General features: G+C 70.9%; 16 protein-coding genes and 2 pseudogenes. 12 read left to right on the top strand and 6 right to left on the bottom strand.

The genetic code is table 11. From position 1 onward, the window contains the following. The 8 genes and pseudogenes from ACI79P_RS21330 to ACI79P_RS21295 all read left to right on the top strand — a co-directional run. On the top strand, window positions 1–1,160 hold a 1,160-nt coding region (locus tag ACI79P_RS21330; RefSeq protein WP_456583064.1), incomplete at its 5' end, for a DDE-type integrase/transposase/recombinase. Window positions 1,161–1,279: 119 nt separating this feature from the next. Next, window positions 1,280–2,857, top strand: a complete 1,578-nt coding sequence (locus tag ACI79P_RS21325) for a PP2C family protein-serine/threonine phosphatase (protein ID WP_456583063.1) — start codon at window positions 1,280–1,282, stop codon at window positions 2,855–2,857. Continuing rightward, window positions 2,845–3,174 carry an STAS domain-containing protein gene (locus ACI79P_RS21320; protein ID WP_456583062.1) on the top strand — a complete coding sequence of 110 codons (330 nt, stop codon included), beginning with the start codon at window positions 2,845–2,847 and terminating at the stop codon, window positions 3,172–3,174. Before ACI79P_RS21325 ends, ACI79P_RS21320 begins: the two co-directional genes overlap by 13 nt. A 1-nt stretch (window position 3,175) precedes the next feature. After that, entirely contained in the window at window positions 3,176–3,598 is a 423-nt protein-coding gene (locus ACI79P_RS21315; protein WP_456583061.1) for an ATP-binding protein, read from the top strand. Between the two features lie 170 nt (window positions 3,599–3,768). After that, window positions 3,769–4,867: pseudogene (locus ACI79P_RS21310) on the top strand (IS3 family transposase). A gap of 113 nt (window positions 4,868–4,980) precedes the next feature. Beyond that, window positions 4,981–5,960, top strand: a pseudogene (locus ACI79P_RS21305) (IS481 family transposase). Window positions 5,961–6,249: 289 nt separating this feature from the next. Continuing rightward, window positions 6,250–6,630 carry a hypothetical protein gene (locus tag ACI79P_RS21300; RefSeq protein WP_456583060.1) on the top strand — a complete coding sequence of 127 codons (381 nt, stop codon included), beginning with the start codon at window positions 6,250–6,252 and terminating at the stop codon, window positions 6,628–6,630. Then, on the top strand, window positions 6,599–7,192 hold the full coding sequence (locus tag ACI79P_RS21295) for a PGPGW domain-containing protein (RefSeq protein ID WP_456583059.1): 594 nt from the start codon (window positions 6,599–6,601) through the stop codon (window positions 7,190–7,192). The genes ACI79P_RS21300 and ACI79P_RS21295 overlap by 32 nt, the downstream gene beginning before the upstream one ends. 335 nt (window positions 7,193–7,527) lie before the next feature. Here the strand turns inward: ACI79P_RS21295 and ACI79P_RS21290 are convergent, their stop codons facing one another. Together ACI79P_RS21290 and ACI79P_RS21285 are read right to left on the bottom strand one after the other, a co-directional pair. Next, window positions 7,528–8,649, bottom strand: coding sequence for a glycosyltransferase family 4 protein (locus ACI79P_RS21290; RefSeq protein ID WP_456583058.1), 1,122 nt, complete (start codon window positions 8,647–8,649; stop codon window positions 7,528–7,530). A gap of 29 nt (window positions 8,650–8,678) precedes the next feature. Continuing rightward, window positions 8,679–10,829 (bottom strand): amylo-alpha-1,6-glucosidase, encoded by a 2,151-nt coding sequence (locus ACI79P_RS21285; protein WP_456583057.1) that lies wholly within the window; start codon window positions 10,827–10,829, stop codon window positions 8,679–8,681. An 866-nt stretch (window positions 10,830–11,695) separates the two neighbouring features. Between ACI79P_RS21285 and ACI79P_RS21280 the strand changes: the two genes are divergently transcribed. Next, on the top strand, window positions 11,696–12,295 hold the full coding sequence (locus ACI79P_RS21280; protein WP_456583056.1) for an ice-binding family protein: 600 nt from the start codon (window positions 11,696–11,698) through the stop codon (window positions 12,293–12,295). After that, window positions 12,244–12,531 (top strand): type II toxin-antitoxin system PemK/MazF family toxin, encoded by a 288-nt coding sequence (locus ACI79P_RS21275; protein ID WP_456583055.1) that lies wholly within the window; start codon window positions 12,244–12,246, stop codon window positions 12,529–12,531. Before ACI79P_RS21280 ends, ACI79P_RS21275 begins: the two co-directional genes overlap by 52 nt. Window positions 12,532–13,077: 546 nt before the next feature. On the opposite strand, the gene ACI79P_RS21270 is transcribed toward ACI79P_RS21275, so the two are convergent. Both ACI79P_RS21270 and ACI79P_RS21265 read right to left on the bottom strand, forming a co-directional pair. Continuing rightward, window positions 13,078–13,215 (bottom strand): hypothetical protein, encoded by a 138-nt coding sequence (locus tag ACI79P_RS21270; protein ID WP_456583054.1) that lies wholly within the window; start codon window positions 13,213–13,215, stop codon window positions 13,078–13,080. Window positions 13,216–13,625: 410 nt separating this feature from the next. Then, window positions 13,626–14,333, bottom strand: a complete 708-nt coding sequence (locus ACI79P_RS21265; RefSeq protein ID WP_456583053.1) for an ANTAR domain-containing protein — start codon at window positions 14,331–14,333, stop codon at window positions 13,626–13,628. A gap of 241 nt (window positions 14,334–14,574) precedes the next feature. Between ACI79P_RS21265 and ACI79P_RS21260 the strand changes: the two genes are divergently transcribed. Together ACI79P_RS21260 and ACI79P_RS21255 are read left to right on the top strand one after the other, a co-directional pair. Then, window positions 14,575–15,342, top strand: a complete 768-nt coding sequence (locus ACI79P_RS21260; protein WP_456583052.1) for a GAF domain-containing protein — start codon at window positions 14,575–14,577, stop codon at window positions 15,340–15,342. Window positions 15,343–15,408: 66 nt separating this feature from the next. Next, the gene (locus tag ACI79P_RS21255) at window positions 15,409–15,816 is read left to right on the top strand and encodes a GGDEF domain-containing protein (RefSeq protein WP_456583051.1); all 408 of its coding nucleotides are present in this window, start codon (window positions 15,409–15,411) and stop codon (window positions 15,814–15,816) included. Window positions 15,817–15,900: 84 nt separating this feature from the next. On the opposite strand, the gene ACI79P_RS21250 is transcribed toward ACI79P_RS21255, so the two are convergent. Both ACI79P_RS21250 and ACI79P_RS21245 read right to left on the bottom strand, forming a co-directional pair. After that, complete coding sequence (locus ACI79P_RS21250; RefSeq protein WP_456583050.1) at window positions 15,901–16,584, bottom strand: ATP-binding protein; 684 nt, start codon at window positions 16,582–16,584, stop codon at window positions 15,901–15,903. A gap of 134 nt (window positions 16,585–16,718) precedes the next feature. Beyond that, window positions 16,719–17,038, bottom strand: a 320-nt coding sequence (locus tag ACI79P_RS21245) for a SpoIIE family protein phosphatase (protein WP_456583049.1), incomplete at its 5' end; no start/stop codon positions are given.

Genomic DNA, 17,038 nt, shown 5'->3' with positions numbered 1-17,038 from the left:
CGACTGCACGGCGAGATCGGCCTGATCCCGTCCGCCGAGTACGAGGGCACCTACTACCGTCACAACCCCGCCCCGACACCCGCCGGAGCGTCAGTTCAGAGCCTCCACTGAACCCGGCGCGGGACACCCTGTCCCGGGCCACGATCCACCGAATCCTCACCTGGCACGGCGCCGTCGTCCCCGAGCCGGCCAAGCGCCCGAAGTCCTCCTACATCCGCTTCGCCGCCGAACAACCCAACGAGACCTGGCAGTCGGACTTCACCCACTACCGGCTGACCACCGGCGCCGACACCGAGGTCATCACCTGGCTCGACGACCACTCCCGCTTAGCCCTGCACGTCACCGCCCACGCCCGGATCACCGGCCCGATCGTGCTCGCCACCTTCACCAACGCCGCAGCCCAGCACGGCTATCCCGCCTCCACGCTCACCGACAACGGCATGGTCTACACCACCCGCTTCGCCGGCGGCCGCGGCGGACGCAACCACCTCGAGACCGAGCTGCGCCGGCTAGGCATCACCCAGAAGAACTCCCGCCCCAACCACCCCACCACCTGCGGCAAGGTCGAACGCTTCCAGCAGACGCTCAAGAAATGGCTGCGCGCCCAACCCGCCCAACCAGCCACGACCGCTGACCTGCAGGCACTGCTCGACGTCTTCGTCGATGCCTACAACGCCCACCGCCCGCACCGCTCGCTACCGCAGCGGGCCACCCCGCGACCGCCTACGCCGCCCGACCCAAAGCCGGACCCGGCACCGATCCCGACTCCCACCACCGGGTCCGCACCGACAAGATCGACCAAACCGGCTGCGTCACCCTCCGCCTGGCCGGCCGCCTGCACCACATCGGCGTCGGCCGAACCCACACCGGAACCCACGTCCACCTGCTCGTCCAGGACCTGCACGTCCGCGTCATCGACGCCGCCACCGGCGAACTGCTCCGCGAGCTCACCATCGACCCCACCCGCGACTACCAGCGCACCAGCCGAGCACCCGGCCTCACCCCGAAAAAGCGCTAGCCCGGACCCACGAATCGTGGGTCCGGGCTATGCCGATGTCCTGCGACATCACACCCAGCGCGCGCAACCATCCAAGCGCACTGCGACGATTGGAACCGTCACCCGCTCCACTCTGGTGTCGCATGGCACCCCTCACAAGTGACCCCGCGACATCTCGACACCCCGGGGCCGACGACGATCGGGTCCGCGGGGCGCTCCATACCCACGAACGCCTCCGGGTACCGGCCCTGGGCAGCGCGCGACCGATACCCTCAGGGCACGATGTCCCGCCGCCCCGCGCTGCACCGCACCAGCGCCCTCGTCGCCGTCGCGGTCGTCTTGATCGCCGGCGTGCTGGCGTGGCTGGCGGCGCGGGTGACCAACGACGCCAACCGGGACCTGCTCGACCGGCAGGTGGAGCAGGCCGCGACGGTCCTGAGCAGCGGGGTCGGCAGTCTGCAGGTGCAGCTGGCCGACGCCGGGCAGGTCGCGATCGCCACCGACGCCGCCCCCGGCCCCTTCCAGCGGTTCGCCGCTGCACGGATCATCAGCAACGAGTCCCTCGCCGTGCTGTCGCTGCTGCGCAGCACCGACGGCGAGGTGGAGCTGCTGGCCACCGAGGGCCAGGACCCACGACTGCCCGACGGCGGACTGGACGACCCGTTCTTCACCGGCCTCGAGCCGGACGGACAGCTGGCAGTGGCCGGACTGCTGCCCGGCGAGCAACCCCGGCTGGCCTACGCGCTGACGCCCGCCGGCGACACCTCCGGGCTGATCGTCTACGCCGAAACGCTGGTGAACCCCGAGCCCCGACCCGAGGCCGAGACGTCGGAAGACACTCCTTTTCGCGGCCTGGACTTCGCCGTCTACCTGGGCGAGGCCACCGACCCGACGCAGCTGATCCTGGCCACCGCCCCGACACCGATCCGCGGCGACACCGAGACGGCGACCACCCCGTTCGGGAACACCATTCTGACCATCGTCGGATCCGCCCAGTCACCCCTGATCGGTGGGCTGGCGACCGCGCTGCCGTGGATCGTCGTCGGCGTCGGCGCTGCCCTGGCGCTAGCCAGCGCGGCGGGCGTGGAGACCCTGTCCCGGCGACGCGGGATAGCCGAACAGCTGGCCGCCGAGAACGGGCGGCTCTACCGCCAGCAGCGCGGCATCGCCGGCACCCTGCAGCACTCCCTCCTGCCAGAGCTGCCACGGCTCGACGAACTCGAGGTCGCCGCCCGCTACGTCGCCGGTGTCGACGACCTCGACGTCGGCGGAGACTGGTACGACGTCATCCCGCGCGGATCTGGGTGCTTCGTGTTCGTCGTCGGTGACATCTCTGGCAAGGGACTGCCCGCGGCCACGACGATGGCCGCGCTGCGCTTCGCGGTGCGCGCCTACGTCGCCGAAGGCCACGACATCGAAACGGTCATGGCACAGCTGGACCGGCTCCTCCACGTCGACACCGACCACCAGTTCGCCACAGTGCTCCTCGCCGAGCTGGACACGACAGCCCACCGGCTGCGGGTACTGTGCGCCGGGCACTTCCCGCCGCTGCTGGTGACCGCCGGCCGCGCTGAACCGATCGACTGCCCGATCACGCCGCCAATCGGCGTCGGAGTTGCCCGCACCGCGGCCGCCACGGTGGTGCACCTACCAGAGGCCTCCACCCTGCTGGCGTACACCGATGGCCTGGTGGAACGCCGCGACGAGTTGCTCGACATCGGACTGGACCGGCTGCGTGAGGCCGCGGCCGGCGCTGCCGACCAGCCACTGGAGGCCCTCGTCGATCACCTGATGGAGCGGATGACAGTGGACGGCGGGCAGGACGATACTGTGCTGATGGGTCTGCGGTGGACGAGATAGCCGCCGGAGCGCGGGCGCGGCTGGACGTCGAGGCCGGCGGCGACGGCGGCCCGCTGCTGGTCCGGCTCGGTGGTGAACTGGATCTGGCCGGCCTGCCCGACGTGCGTCCGGCCCTCGACCGGCTGCTGGGCATGCCGCCGCAGCCGGTGCGCATCGACGCCGGCGACCTACGGTTCCTGGATTCGACCGGGGTTGCGGTGCTCGTCCGCATCGCCAATCACTTCCACCGCGTCGAGCTCGCGCATCCCACCCCGGCGGTGCGCCGCGTGGTGCTCGCCTTGGGCCTCGGCGCCCACCTCGGCCTGGCCGGCGACTGAGATGCCCAGTCGCACGTTCTCCGCATACCCGCCTTCGGTGCCGGCCGCCCGCCGCCACGTGGCCGAAGCCCTTGCCGACCTTCCGGAACAGCTGCGAGAAACTGCGGAGCTGTTGGTCTCCGAGCTGGTCACCAACGCGATCCGCCACAGTGGCGGTGCCGACCTCGCCGTCTCGGTAGAGCGCCTGTCCGCGGAGCGGGTCTGCATCGGGGTGACGGACGACGGTCACGGCTACCCCGTCCTGCGCTCCCCGAAGGTCACCGACGAACACGGGCGCGGCCTGCAGCTGATCGGTTTGCTCGCCGACCGCTGGGGTGTGCGCCGCACCCGCGGCAGCGACGCCAAGACCGTCTGGTTCGAGCTGGCCGTGACAAGGTCCGCGGCCCTCGCACCGCGCTCCGGCGCCCCACAGGCCGGGGTCTAGGTGTGGTCTAGGTGTACTGACCAGGGAGGTCGGTCAAGAGGCTGATCGGTGGGTGGGACTGCCCCTTGCCCCCAGTCCCCGTTGACTCGTTCCGGCAGGGAACGGCTACCGGCGACCTGTGAACCGCCCCGGCATGTCCGGAGACTTCATCGCTTGGGAAGGATGGAGTCATGGCAGAAAGTTCGACCAGGAGGTACTCCGCCGAGTTGCGTGAGCGGGCGGTGCGGATGGTCGCTGAGGTCCGGTCCGATCACGGCTCGGACTGGGCGGCGATGGGACGGGTCGCTGCGGCCGAACTCGACCGGCCATCCCGCTGATCGTGGAGTTCATCGACACCCACGTCGGTGAACGACCCGAGGGTCTGGGTTGGGGTGTCGAGACGATCTGCGCCCAGCTCATCGAGCTGGGCGCCACGATCGCCCCCGCGACCTACTACGAACACCGCGCCCGCACGCCGTCCAAGCGGCAGCTGCGGGACGCGACTCTGCGGGCCGAGATCGCCCGGGTGCACGCAGCCAACTACGGCGTCTACGGCGCCCGGAAGGTGTGGCTGGCCCTCAACCGCGAACGCTCCGCCGGCGCGCCACCGATCGCCCGGTGCACCGTCGAGCGGCTGATGGGCGAGCTGCAGCTGACCGGGGCCGTGCGCGGCAAGGTCAAGCGCACCACGATCGCCGACCCCGCTGCCGCGCGCCCGACCGACCTGGTGGAACGCCGATTCGGTCCGCTGGCACCGGACCGGCTGTGGGTAGCCGACTTCACCTACGTCTCGACGTGGGCCGGCTGGGTGTACGTGGCGTTCGTGATCGACGCCTACGCCCGCCGCATCATCGGCTGGCGCTCAGCGACGACGATGACCGCTCAGCTGGTGCTGGACGCCCTGGAGCACGCCGTGTGGACCCGAGGGCGCGAAGGACGCGACGTCAGCGGGGTGATCGCCCACCACGACCACGGCAGTCAATACACCTCGGTGGCCTACAGCGAACGGCTGGCCGCCGACGGCATCCGGCCGTCGATGGGGGTCGTGCTCTCCTCGTACGACAACGCCCTGGCCGAGACGATCAACGGGCTTTACAAGACCGAACTGATCAAGGCCCGCGGGCCCTGGCGCAGCGTCGACCAGGTCGAAGTCGCCACCGCCGAATGGGTCGACTGGTTCAACCACCGACGGCTCTACCAGTACTGCGGCGACATGCCCCGGCCCAGATGGAGGCCGCTCACTACGCTCAACAACCGACTCTGACGACCGCCGGGGTCACAGACAGCTGAGTCTCCGGACATGCCGGGGCGGTTCAGTTGGTGACGGCCGGCGGACTTGAAAGCAGGAGAACCTCCGAGTGGGGTGTGGCTTGTCTAAGGCCCACATCCGCCCGGAGGTTCTCGTGTCCCACGGTAATGCCCGCACCACCTTCCACGGCCGGAAACTGATCGTCCAGCGGTGGCAGCAGGGGTGGACGAAGGCGCACATCGCCGCGGCGATGGGGCTTTCGCGCAAGTGCGTGCGGACCTGGATCACCCGCTTCGTGGACGAGGGCGAGGCCGGATTAGTCGACCGGTCGTCCCGCCCGCACACCAGCCCCCGGCGCACGACGGCCGAGGTGGAACAGCGCATCGTCGAGCTGCGCGGTGCCGAGCGCCGGGGTCCGGCCTGGATCGGGGCGGAGCTGGGGTGCCGGCCCGCACGGTCTCCCGTGTCCTGCTCCGCCACGGGCAACCCCGGCTGGCCGCGCTGGACCCGATGACCGGTGAGGTGATCCGGTCCTCGAAGCAGACGGCGGTCCGCTACGAGCGGGCCCGGCCCGGCGAGCTGGTCCACATGGACGTCAAGAAGCTCGCACGCATCCCCGACGGCGGTGGTTGGCGGGCCCACGGCCGCATCGCAGTCACCGCCGACCGCAGCCGCGCCCAGCGCTCAGAGAAGCGCGGCCCCGGCTATGACTACGTCCACTCCCTGGTCGATGACCACTCCCGGCTCGCCTACTCCGAGATCCTGCCCGACGAGAAAGGCACCGCCTGCGCGGCGTTCCTGACCCGCGCCGCGGCCTACTTCGCCGCCCACGGCATCGACCGGATCGAACGGCTCATGACCGACAACGCCTGGGCCTACAAGTACTCCCTGCGCGAGGTCTGCGCCGCGCTCGGCGCCAAGCAGAAGTTCACTAGGCCGCACTGCCCATGGCAGAACGGCAAAGTCGAACGCATCAACCGGACCCTGGTCACCGAGTGGGCCTACCGGCAGCCCTTCACCAGCAACGCCGAGCGCTCTGCCGCCCTTGCTCCCTGGCTGGAGCACTACAACACTCAACGCCGCCACAGCGCACTTGGCGGGGAACCCCCGATCAGCCGACTGGCACCAACCTGATGGCTCGGTACACCTAGCGGTACCTACCGTAGTGCGCAGGGGAGGTCCGATCTGGGCGCCTGCTGCTGGGGGGATGTTCGCCATGTCGGTAGTGCGTGAGGTCTGTCCGTTTCATGCCGACGAGGATGTGCGCGGCGTCCCCACGGGGGACGGGGACGGCTCATTGATCTTCACGTGCGAGCGGCGTGGCCACCCCCGGGAGGGCCCGCACACCTGGCCCCGAGTTCCCCCTGTCGAAGCGGGGCCCGGGGGGAGCGGGCTGGCCGCCGGATTGTAGCTGGCCACGGAGTTGCCGGCCGCCGTCAGGACCTTCGCCGGTCGCTGGGTCGAGTGCGGCCTGGTGGAACGCGCGTATGCGATGCGTCGGCCTGCCGACTTTGCTAGCCTCGTCAGCCGCTTCGGCCACACGGCCCTGACGGACAAGCGCAATACCCCATCTGCCTTCCTGGCGGGCTACCTGGCATCGCTCGCCAAGAGGGGCGACGTCCTCTATCACGACGGACCGGCGACCGGCCGGTGGTCCTACAACTCCAAGATCAGCTGGTGGGCGGTTGCACCACGTCCAGATTGGGACGAGCGACTGTCCTGGGCGACTGCTGGCTACGCCGTCGACTACGTCCCGGGCGTCGCCGCCATGAATGACGCCCAAGCCCTGCACGAACGACGCTGAGAAAAGAAGGTCACGACGAGGGCAGGTAGGTGTAGTCCTGGCCGCCGGACCAGCCCGCATTCGCTTAAGTGAGCGTGGTCGCGATCGCGCGGCTGAGGCACGCGGAAGGCACGACGTCCGCCGGAAGGCGCTGACCAGCACAGATGACGCTTGGAGTCCCGAGCTTTCCAAGCTGACTGTGCGGGTTCGAAACCGGATCCGCCAGCGGTCAGTGCTGGGGCCGCTCTGGCGGGCAGCTGTCTTCGCGGTAGGGCTGCTCTGCATCCTCACCGGCGTCGTCCCGACCGTGCTTCCCGGCCCGCGCACCCTTCCCCCGATCCTGCTGGGGCTGTATGTGTGGTCCACCGAGTTCCCCTGGGCTCGGCGGCTCTTCGGCGTCTTTCGGACCAAGGCCCGCCGGGCGTGGGGGCACGCTCGTCGGGCACCCGCTTCGACCCGGCGCGATCACCGTCAGCGGTCTGCTCGTGGCAGCAGGGGCCATGTGGTCGGTGGGGCACTTCCATCTCGTCGGCCAGGTCGGCGCACTGTTCACTTCCTGATACGGGCCGACATGACCACGTGATGCTCCGGTGGCGCTCGAATCGCTTCTGCGCGCGTCGGTCGCGCATCGCGTTCATGACTGCTGGAAATTGCGGAGTGGACCGCCGGACGCCGGCTGCTGCTGACACCCGCAGCACGACCTCGCCGACTTCGTGAGCCGGTGACCTCGCCCGGGCAGCATCCACCCCGTCCGACGGCCCGCGACCGAGATCGGTGGATCGCGGCCCATGCCGCGGTCGCCTCCCGGGCGAGGGTGCCGATCAGCCGGGAATCCGTCGGGCCGGGGCGACCCGGTCGGACCCCGCCGGGTGCGCCCGCAGCTGCGACATCGGGTTTCCTGGTGGGCCGTGGTCCGGGTCAAGCTGCGGCGCCGGCCGGGACGGCTCGCCTTCCGGCGGGGACGCGGGCCTCGTCGAGGTGCGACGGCGGGCGGCGCAGCAGTGCTCTCCGGTAGAGCGCCTCGTAGCCGGCGACCATCGTGTCGGCGTCGAATCGGATCCGTACGTGCTCCCGGCAGTCCGCCGGGGACATGAGGCGCGCGGCGGTGATCCCCGCGGGCAGCTCCGCGGGATCGTCGCACACGATGCCGGTGACCCCGTCGACGACGACCTCGGGCACCGATCCCCGCCGCAGTGCCACGACCGGGGTGCCGCAGGCCATGGCCTCGATCATCACCATCCCGAATGGCTCGTCCCACAGGATCGGGAAGACCAGCGCCGCCGCACGGGACAGCAGGTCGCGCTTGGCGACGGCGTCGGCCGTGCCGAAGATGGTCACGTCGGGGCCGAGCCTCGGTGCGATGTGCGTGCGGTAGTACTCCTTCTCCAGCGGCTCGGAGCACTTGCCGGCCACCACGATCGGCATGCCGACGCTGCGGGCTGCGTCGATCGCCAGGTGGACGCCCTTGTCCGGGTGCAGCCGGCCGAGGAACAGCAGCATCTCCTCCTTGTCCGCGCGAAACGGGAAGCTTTCGACGTCGACGGCGTTGTGGACCGTGCCCAGCCAGGACAGATCGGGAGCCGCATCGCGCTGCGCCCGGGAGATGGCCACCAGGTCGACGGTGCCGCCGAGCTGCCGGTAGTACTCCCCCGCTTCGCCTGCCACCGGGCCGTGCATCGTGACGACGGTCGGGACGCTCCGACCACGCGCCTGCAGGGGGCCGGCCAGGGTGTGATCATGGACGAGGTCCACCTCGAGACCGTCCAGGACGCGGGCGACGGTCGCGCTGTGCAGCACCTCGGGCAGTGGTTCCCCGAGCCGGGCGCTCGGCGGATCGGCGTAGGTGGCGATGAACCGGCCGGCGTGGGTCCCGGGCAGCCCGGCTCCGATCAACGTGACGTCGTGACCGCGGTCGACCAGCCCGTCGACCAGGTCCGCGCACATGTTCTCGACACCGCCGTAACCGCGCGGGGGGACGGTGAACCACGGCGGGGCGACCATCCCGATGCGCAGCGGCCGGAGGGACGAGGGTCGGATCATGTGGTCCTGTCTGTGGTTGTGGTCGGCGTTCATGCCGGTGAGCGCTCGACGCGGACGGCGGGACGGGCGGTGGACACGGGAGCGACCCCGGCCGGCAGCCCGGAGATCTCGCTGACGCCGTCCACCACGCGGACCGTCACCCGTGCTCCGGCCATCGCCACCCGTTCGATCCGGAGGTCTCCGAGGTCAGCCGGGAGTTCGGGTGCGAGCCAGAGCCGGCCGTCGGGGACCGCCGGGTCGAAACGGAGCAGGGTGCGCAGCAGCAGCAGCGGGCTGGCCGCCGCCCAGGCCTGTGGTGAGCACGAGGTCGGATACGGGACCGGGGCCGCGAACTCGGCGCGGTCGAAACCGCAGAAGAGCTCGGGGAGCCGGCCGCCGAAGAAGGCCGCCGCGTCGATGAGTCCCCCGGCGATCCGCTGGGCGTGCTCGACGAACCCGTAGCGCATCAGGCCGGCTGCGATCAGGGCGTTGTCGTGCGGCCAGACCGAGCCGTCGTGGTAGCTCATCGGGTTGTAGGCAGCCATGGACGACGCCAGCGTGCGCACGCCCCAGCCGGTGAACATCTCCGGGGATAGCAGGTGCTCGGCGACCTGCGCCGCCTTGTCCTCATCGACGATGCCCGTCCACAGGCAGTGGCCCATGTTCGAGGCCAGGCTGTCGATCGGACGCTTGTCGCGGTCGAGGCCGAGGGCGAACCAGCCGCGCTCGGGTAGCCAGAAGTCGCGGTTGAACGCCTCCCGCAGGGAGCGGGCGCGATCGGCCCAGCGCTCGGCGGCTTCGTGGTCGCCGGCCTGTTCGGCGAGCCGAGAGCGGGTGACGTAGGCGGCGTAGGTGTAGCCCTGCACCTCAGCCAGTGCGATCGGGGGCTCGGCCAACCGGCCGTCGGCGAACGGTACGCCGTCGAAGGAGTCCTTCCACCCCTGGTTGAGTAATCCCGCTTCGGTTGCCCGCTGGTATTCGACGAAGCCGTCGCCGTCCCGGTCGCCGTACCGCTCGATCCAGTCCAGCGCCCGGTCCGCCGCCGGCAGCAGCTCGGCTATGTCGGCCGGGTCAGCGCCCCAGAGGTCGAGCTCGCCGAGCAGCTGGACGAACAGCGGGGTGGCATCGATGCTGCCGTAGTAGACAGTTCCGCCGGCCAGCGAGTGCGCGGAGTCGGCACCGAACCGCATCTCGTGCAGGATCTTGCCGGGCTCTTCCTCGCTGCGGGCCTCGACCTGGGTGCCCTGGAAGCGGGCCAGCGTCCGCAAGGTGCCCAGCGCGAGACCGGGGTCGAGTAGGAGAGCCATCCACGCCGTCAGGAGCGAGTCGCGCCCGAAGACCGTCATGAACCATGGCGCTCCGGCGGCCACGGAGATCCGGTCAGGGTGCTCCGGGTCGAAGATGCGTAGGGCACCGAGGTCCTCCCGGGTGCGCTCCAGCAGCTGGGCCAGGCCGCGGTGGTCGGTGTGCACGACCGGATTGACCTGGCGCCACTGCTGCAGGCGAAGCGAAGGCAGGGTGTGCTCCACCGGTTGCCCGCAGGCGTACCTCGGTGGTGACTCCACGCCGTCCAGAGACGGGTGCACCTGCACGCAGCTCGACCACTCGCCCCGCGGGGGGACGACGACGTCGATCGTCAGCGTTGCGTCCCGGGTGGCGGTCCAACCGTCCGCGTGCACGCGGGTGCCGCGGACGTCGTCGTGCCACTGCCGGCGGAACGTGAGGCCGTGGGTCCCGGCGCTCAGCTCGTGCTCGCCGCGCGGCTGGACGCGCCCTTCCTTGACCTCGAAGAGGTCGGCGAAGTCGGCGTCGGCCGTGATCGTCAGCGTGCAGGTCACCGGCTCGCCGGCCAGGTTGCGCAGAACCAGGTCCTCGCGCATCCCGTCGCCGACGTAGCGGTGGCGGAGCACCAGCAGGGTGCTGTCCGCGCGGCCGGCCCGAGGGCGGGCGCGGGCGACGAAGGTGGTCGCAAACGGCTCCCCCTCCACCCGGGCCAGCAGTTCCGGCGGAGCGCCGTCGATGAGGAGCTCCCACCGGGACAGCAGTCGGGTGTCCCGGAAGAACAACCCGTGCGGCTCGGCCGCGACGATGTCGCCGGTCGATCCGCAGACGCAGAAGCCCGCGCCCTCGACCAAGGTGACCGGTTCCCCCGGGGAGCCCAGCGACGGCGGTTCCCCGGCGAAGGCCCAGCCTTCCGGCACGCGGTCAGCCCGCCGACGGGGCAGTGGCCAGCCGGTGCATCCGGTCAGCGGATGCCCGCGAGGATGGGGACGGGCGGAGAGTGAGTGTGCGTCGTGCGGTGACCATCGAGGTCATTCCCCTCTAGGAGGCACGCCGGAGCGCACCTCATGCCGCGGATCACGCCGGCACGGTGCCGACGGTGGTGGGGCCTCGGCGTGCCGAGTGCGAAAGGGAGCCGTTGTCGCCGGCGGTAACGGCTGAGGCGGCGGGAACGCGGAGGCGCCCCGTCGGTGTCAGCGGGCCAACCGGCCGCCCTCGGAGCTCCAAGCCGCCGTCAGGGGCCTGGTGGGAGCACGAAGTCGCAGCCATCGCCGTGACGCGCCGGTGCACGACAGGTTCGACCGGTGGGAAGGTGGATCGTGCCGCACCGGCCGGCAGCCGCGGCCAGCTCGTCTATGCCGGCATTGTGCAGGTCCAACCGCTCGTCGCCGATATGTGGCGACTGCGCGGATGCAATAACGGTGCTCGTGCGCCTAGACGCCTGGGTGGGTCCCATCGGGGACCGCCGATCCCCCTCCGCCAGCGGAGGGACTAGACGCCGAGGTGGCGTCACCCCGGACCCTACGCGCCCTCCGGCCACCCGACGGGCGCCGCGCCTGCGGAATCGGTCCCGTCGAGGAGGGGACCGGCCCGGCCAACATGACCACCGCGGCTCGGTTCGGCCGCCCGTGGAGCACATCTACGCGCGGCACGTAATGCAACGAGACGCATACCCAGAGTGATAGGTTCCTCGCCGAGGGCATCTCGCGCATCGGCAACCACGTCGGCGTCGTCCTCAGCGCACCACCACATCCGACCGCCACGAGTCGGAGAGGGGAGCGCCGACGTGACGTCGGACCGCTGCATCGACCCAACCAGCACCGAACGGGCTCACCACCGGCGACCGACCAGAACTGCGCGCTACGGTGCCGCGTCAGCGGCCGCCCTGGTCGCGATCTCGGCAACGGTCCTGGCATCCGCAGGCATTGCCCAGGCGACCGCGACCCCGGTACCGATGGGCACGGCCGAGCCCTTCGCCGTCCTGGCCGGCACCGGCATCACCAGTACCGGGCCGACGACCATCAACGGCGACATCGGGACGTACCCCAACGATGCGATGACCGTGACGGGATCGTTCGTCCTGAGCGGCACCGACCACAGCAACGACGGTGTCGCGGCCGTCGCGAAGGACGACCTCACGGCCGCCTATCTCGCCGCTGCGGGCCAAGCGTCCGACTTCCCGGTCAGCGCCGACCTGGCGGGGCAGACACTGACGCCCGGCGTCTACACGTCGGCCTCGGGGCTGGAGATCAACGGTCCGGTGCCCCTGACGTTGGACGCGGGTGGCGACCCGAACGCGGTCTTCGTCTTCCAGGCCGGTTCGACCCTCATCAGTTGGCCGAGATCGGGCGCCGCCCGGTCGTCGTCCTCTCCCGCGACGCGGTGATCCCCCGACACCGGCGTGCACTCGTCGCGCCATGCACCACCACGATCCGCGGCCTCGTCAGCGAAGTCGGCCTCGAGCCCGGCGAGGACCCGGTACCCCGCCGCTGCGTGGTCAACATGGACTCGGTCGAGAGCGTCTCTGTCGCGGTCCTCGTCGAGCGGCTCGGACGGCTGGCCGACGCGCGCATGCGGCAGATCTGCGGAGCCCTTGCCGTCGCGGTCGACTGCGCAGACTGACGCTGTCTCGGTGGGACCCCCGGAAACATCGCAGGACAGTGCACATGGCGTCGACCACCGTCCCGCATGACCGGCCCGGTGAGCCGTCCCGGACGGGGAGGACAACAGGGACTCGGTCTCCGGCCAGCGTCGGCAGCAATGGCGCCAGACCGTGGCGGCGCCAGCGCCGGTGTAGAGCAACTTGCTGATCGGACGAGCACGTTGCGGCGCAGCGCGGTCACGGCTTCGGTACTCCAGCCGCGTCCGCCGCCCCGACGTGGCCGCAGTTGCATCCGCGACCTGCAGCACTCGACTGGCAGCGGCTCGAGCAACAGCGAGGAGCCGCTCCTCCGGCTGCCATCTGGGGCGGTGAGGCACGCGGAAGGCACGACGATCGGCTGGCTTGCCGCTGACCAGCCAAGATGGCGCTTGGAGTCCCAAGCCTTCCGAGCTGACTGTGCGGGTTCGATTCCCGGCACCCGCACAACCGCGGTGTCGCGGGACACCGTTCACAGCTCTCTCGCGACACCGTCTACGTTCGGGCGTTTTGCGGTGCCGCCATGACTTCTATTCTTTCCGGCGGATAACAGCCTCCATCGAACCCGGCACGGGACAGACCGCGCCATCGGCCCAGCTGAGCGTGACGCCGTAGCCGCTGCCCAGCGCCCGCGCTGTCACCACGTCAACGAAGTCTGCCTCGCTCACGGGCGGAGGCTATGACCGACCACCGGCAGGAGCATGGCCGAGAATGTGCGCATCGCACGGTCGATAGCGGTCGCCGGCCCGTCCCGCGACGATGCCGTGTCGTTCGGCCATCGGTCACCGGTGCCATCCATCGGCGCGCCGGCCGCTTCCAGTGGCCCATCCGGGAGGGGCTTCTCCCAGTCACTGCGGTGGACACCGCAGCGGCACATGCCGACGGTGACACCGTCGTAGTGGTGGTCCGCCCGCCGATTGCCAGCAGTGGAGAAGCCGCCGCAGCCGGTTCATTGAAACTCCTACTCGTAGACGTCGTCTATGCGGGTAGGGCAGGAACACGGCCACGCGGGGTCCCGGGGTCCCCAGCAGCCCAGATCCGGCGGTCCGAATCCGTGGCCGTCGGGTCGCCCCCAACCTCAGCGCTGCTGCCGGCCGGGAAGCTCCCCGGTCTCCACCAACCGGCGGGCCACCTCCCGCAGCTTGACGTTGCTCTCCATCGACAGTCGACTGAGCACCCCGAACGCCTGGTCTGGCGACAGCCGCAACCGCTCGATCAAGATTCCCTGGGCCATCCCGATCATGTTGCGGGTGGCCATCCCCGACCGCAGGTGCCTCTCCGTCTGGGCGCTGAGTATCGCGATCGCGGCCTGCGCGGCGAAGGCCAGGCCTTCGTCGCGGGTCTCCGCGCCGAAGGCCTGCGGATGAGGCGAGTACAGGTTGAGCGCACCGAGGCTCTGCTGCTCCACGTCGGTGAACAGCTGCAGCGACAGGCTGCTGCGGATACCCGTTTCCTCCGCGACCGCCCGTGCCCAGCGGGGATAGCGCTTGTCGGCGGTCATGTCGTCGATCTGGAAGGTCTCCCGCTTCCAGATCGCGTCCAGGCACGGCCCCTCCTGCAGCTCGTACTGCAACTGGTCGGCCCGCGCAGCACGGTCGTCGCTGGCGGCCGGGGTGTACACGTCGCCGCCTTCCTGCACCAGCGACAGGCTGGCCCACACCTCGTCGTCGAGGTTCTCGGCGGCGGCATCGACAATCCGCTGCAGTCTGTGCTGCACGTCCGTCTCGCTGACCAGCTGGCGTGCGATCGCGGCCAGTCGCTGGTTGAAGTCCGGTTGCTTGGACATCAGCCGTTCCTCCCGCCGTCCCCCCGAGCCTGCGGTCTGGAGGATCCAGGTGCCGGAGGCCTGCCCTCGACCGACCTTCGCATGACATGGCTGCGTCCGGCCAGAACGGCATGGCGGGGAAGGGCTGTGTGTACTGCTCGGAGGTCGGTGCCCCGGCTACCGTGAGCGGGATGGTCGCCCGCTCACCCCTCTGGGTGCCGGCTCCCTCAAGGTCCCCGCAGGGAATCCCGACAGTCCTCCCGTGCCCGCCGCACCGAGCCCGCTGATGCCCGCCGCCGTATCCGCGTCCGTGGCCGACCCGGCGCACCTGGCGGCGGTCAGCAGCTACCGGCTGGCCGGCCACGACGCCGTCGCCGAGCTCGACGATCTCGTGGCACAGATGGCCCGCGTGCTGGACGTGCCGATCGCGGTCATCAACCTCGTGAGCCCGGACCTGCAGTGCTATCCCGCCGAGCACGGCGTGGGCGCGCCGCGCACCCATGTGCCTGACGAGGTCTCCTTCTGCGCCCACGTCGTCGCCGGTCGCGCGCCGATGACGGTCGCCGACGCCCGCACCCACCCGGTCTTCGCCGCGAATCCGCTGGTGCGCACCGGCAGCATCGCCGCTTATGCCGGCGTTCCGCTGATCGACGAGGACGGCTTCATCCTCGGTGCCCTGAGCGTCTTCGACGACACACCGCGGGGGTTCACCGACGATGACCGGGACGTCCTGCGGACCCTCTCCGGGCTGGTCCGCGTCGTGCTGTCCCTGCGGCGCCGGGCGGCTACGCAGACATGGACGCCCGGCTGCTGGCCGCCCAGAGCCACGCCCTGGAAGAGGTGGCGACCGGCCGGTCCCTCGCAACCACCCTGGACCTGCTCGCGGCGACCGCGCACGATCTGGCCCCGGACGCCGACCAGAAGCGGCTGCACGTGCTGCGGAACACCGTCCACCGGCTCTCCGCCCTCGCGACCGAGGCCGCCCAGTGGCGCACCAGGACCGAACGCTTGGCCCGGCAGGACCCGTTGACCGGCCTCGGCCAACCGGAGCTACTTCACCGAGGCCGGCACCGCGGCACTCACCGGCGGAGGAGCGGTGCTGTTCATCGACCTGGACCGGTTCGAGGACGTCAACGACCGCGGCGGCCACGCCCTCGGTGATCAGCTGCTCATCCGTCTGGCCGGTGCGCTCCGGGAGCGAGTGACGACCGTCGCCCCCGACGCCGTGATCGGCCGCCTCGGTGGGGACGAGTTCGCCGTGGTCCTCCCCGGCGCGGACCGCACGGCCGCCATCGAACTGGGCGAGGACCTCCTCCACGTCCTCACGGACGAGGTCCGGGTCGGGCGGAGAACCGTACGGGTCTCGTGCAGCATCGGGGTAGCGGTGGCGGCACCGCGTGCGACGTTCGACGATGTCCTCCGCGCCGCCGACGGGGCCATGTACGCCGCGAAGGACGTCGGCCGCGGACGCGTGCACACAGCCGGTCCGCTCCGACTGCGCTGACGTGGCTGTTGCTCCGCACCGGTCGCCCGCGCTTCCGGACCGCGTCGCCCGCAGCGCCGCCGACGACCACCGACACCGGGCCGATCAGGGGGCTGATGCGGATCCGGACCGGGCGAGCGACGGTTCGGGCAGGGAGGCCGTGACCTCCGGCGAGGCCTCCGCCCGGGTGTAGTCGATCCGCGCCCAGGCGACCTTGCGGGTGCCGTCGACGTACCAGCCGTGGGCTCCGCAGATCTGCCCGACCAGGTACAGGCCCAGCCCACCGTCCGCGGCGTCCCGATCGACGGCCGGGGTCGGCGGCGTGCTGACGTCGGTGTCCCCGACCTCCAACAGCCAGTAGTGGCTGAAGCTGCACACGGTGATGTCCACAGGAGCCCCGCCATGTCGCAGCGCGTTGGAGCCGATCTCCTCGAACACGAGCAGCAACCGCTCCACGGCCCCGCCGTCGGCGCCGGCCGCATGCGTCAGGTCGGCGGCGAGTCGCCGTCGGGCGCTCGTCAGGTCTACGAGGCCGGCTGGCTCCCACCGTCCGACGCGGACGGTGTCCGCGCAGGGTGGCGGCGGATGGCGGTGGCCCCACAGGTCGTTGCCCAACGTGCCTTCCGAGGTTCGACCGACTGTGGTGCACGAGCCGGCCCCGGCTGTCCGGTGGCACCCAGGCTGTGGTCGATGGCGTACAGCGGCCGAACTCGCGGCTGATGACGTTAGCCCCGGCCGCCGATGGTCGCCGGTACCCGCACCCGTCTCGGTCTGCTCCGCGCTGGCCATCGCCGCGGCCAGGAGCGGAGAGGCAGGCATGCCGATCCGCCGGAAGGGCGGTGCGACTGGTAGACGTCACGAGTGTGCCGCCGCGCGCGATGCACCAGTTCACCTCGGCCTTTCCGCGGCAGGGACACCAGGGGTCAGTCGGCCGGCAGGTTCGGTGGCACCCGCTCGGGACCGGCCTCGGCCGGGCGCGGCCGGTCCTGCGGGTGCAGCCGCACCGCGACCAGAGCGACGTCGTCGTCGGGCGCGTCGGGCAGCATCCGGGCCAGCAGCTCGTCGCACAACCCGTCCAGGTCCCGGCCGGCGAGTTCGGCCAAGGTGTCCTGCAGGCGGGCCGTGCCGGCATCGAGGTCGGAGCCGCGGCGCTCGACCAGCCCGTCGGTGTAGAACAGCACGACCGTGTCGCGGCCCAGGTGCATTTGGGACTCGCGGCGCGTGGCTGTGGCGTCCACCCCGA

This window comes from Blastococcus sp. SYSU DS0510 (assembly GCF_054050835.1).
This window is presented reverse-complemented; position numbering and strand designations above follow the sequence as displayed.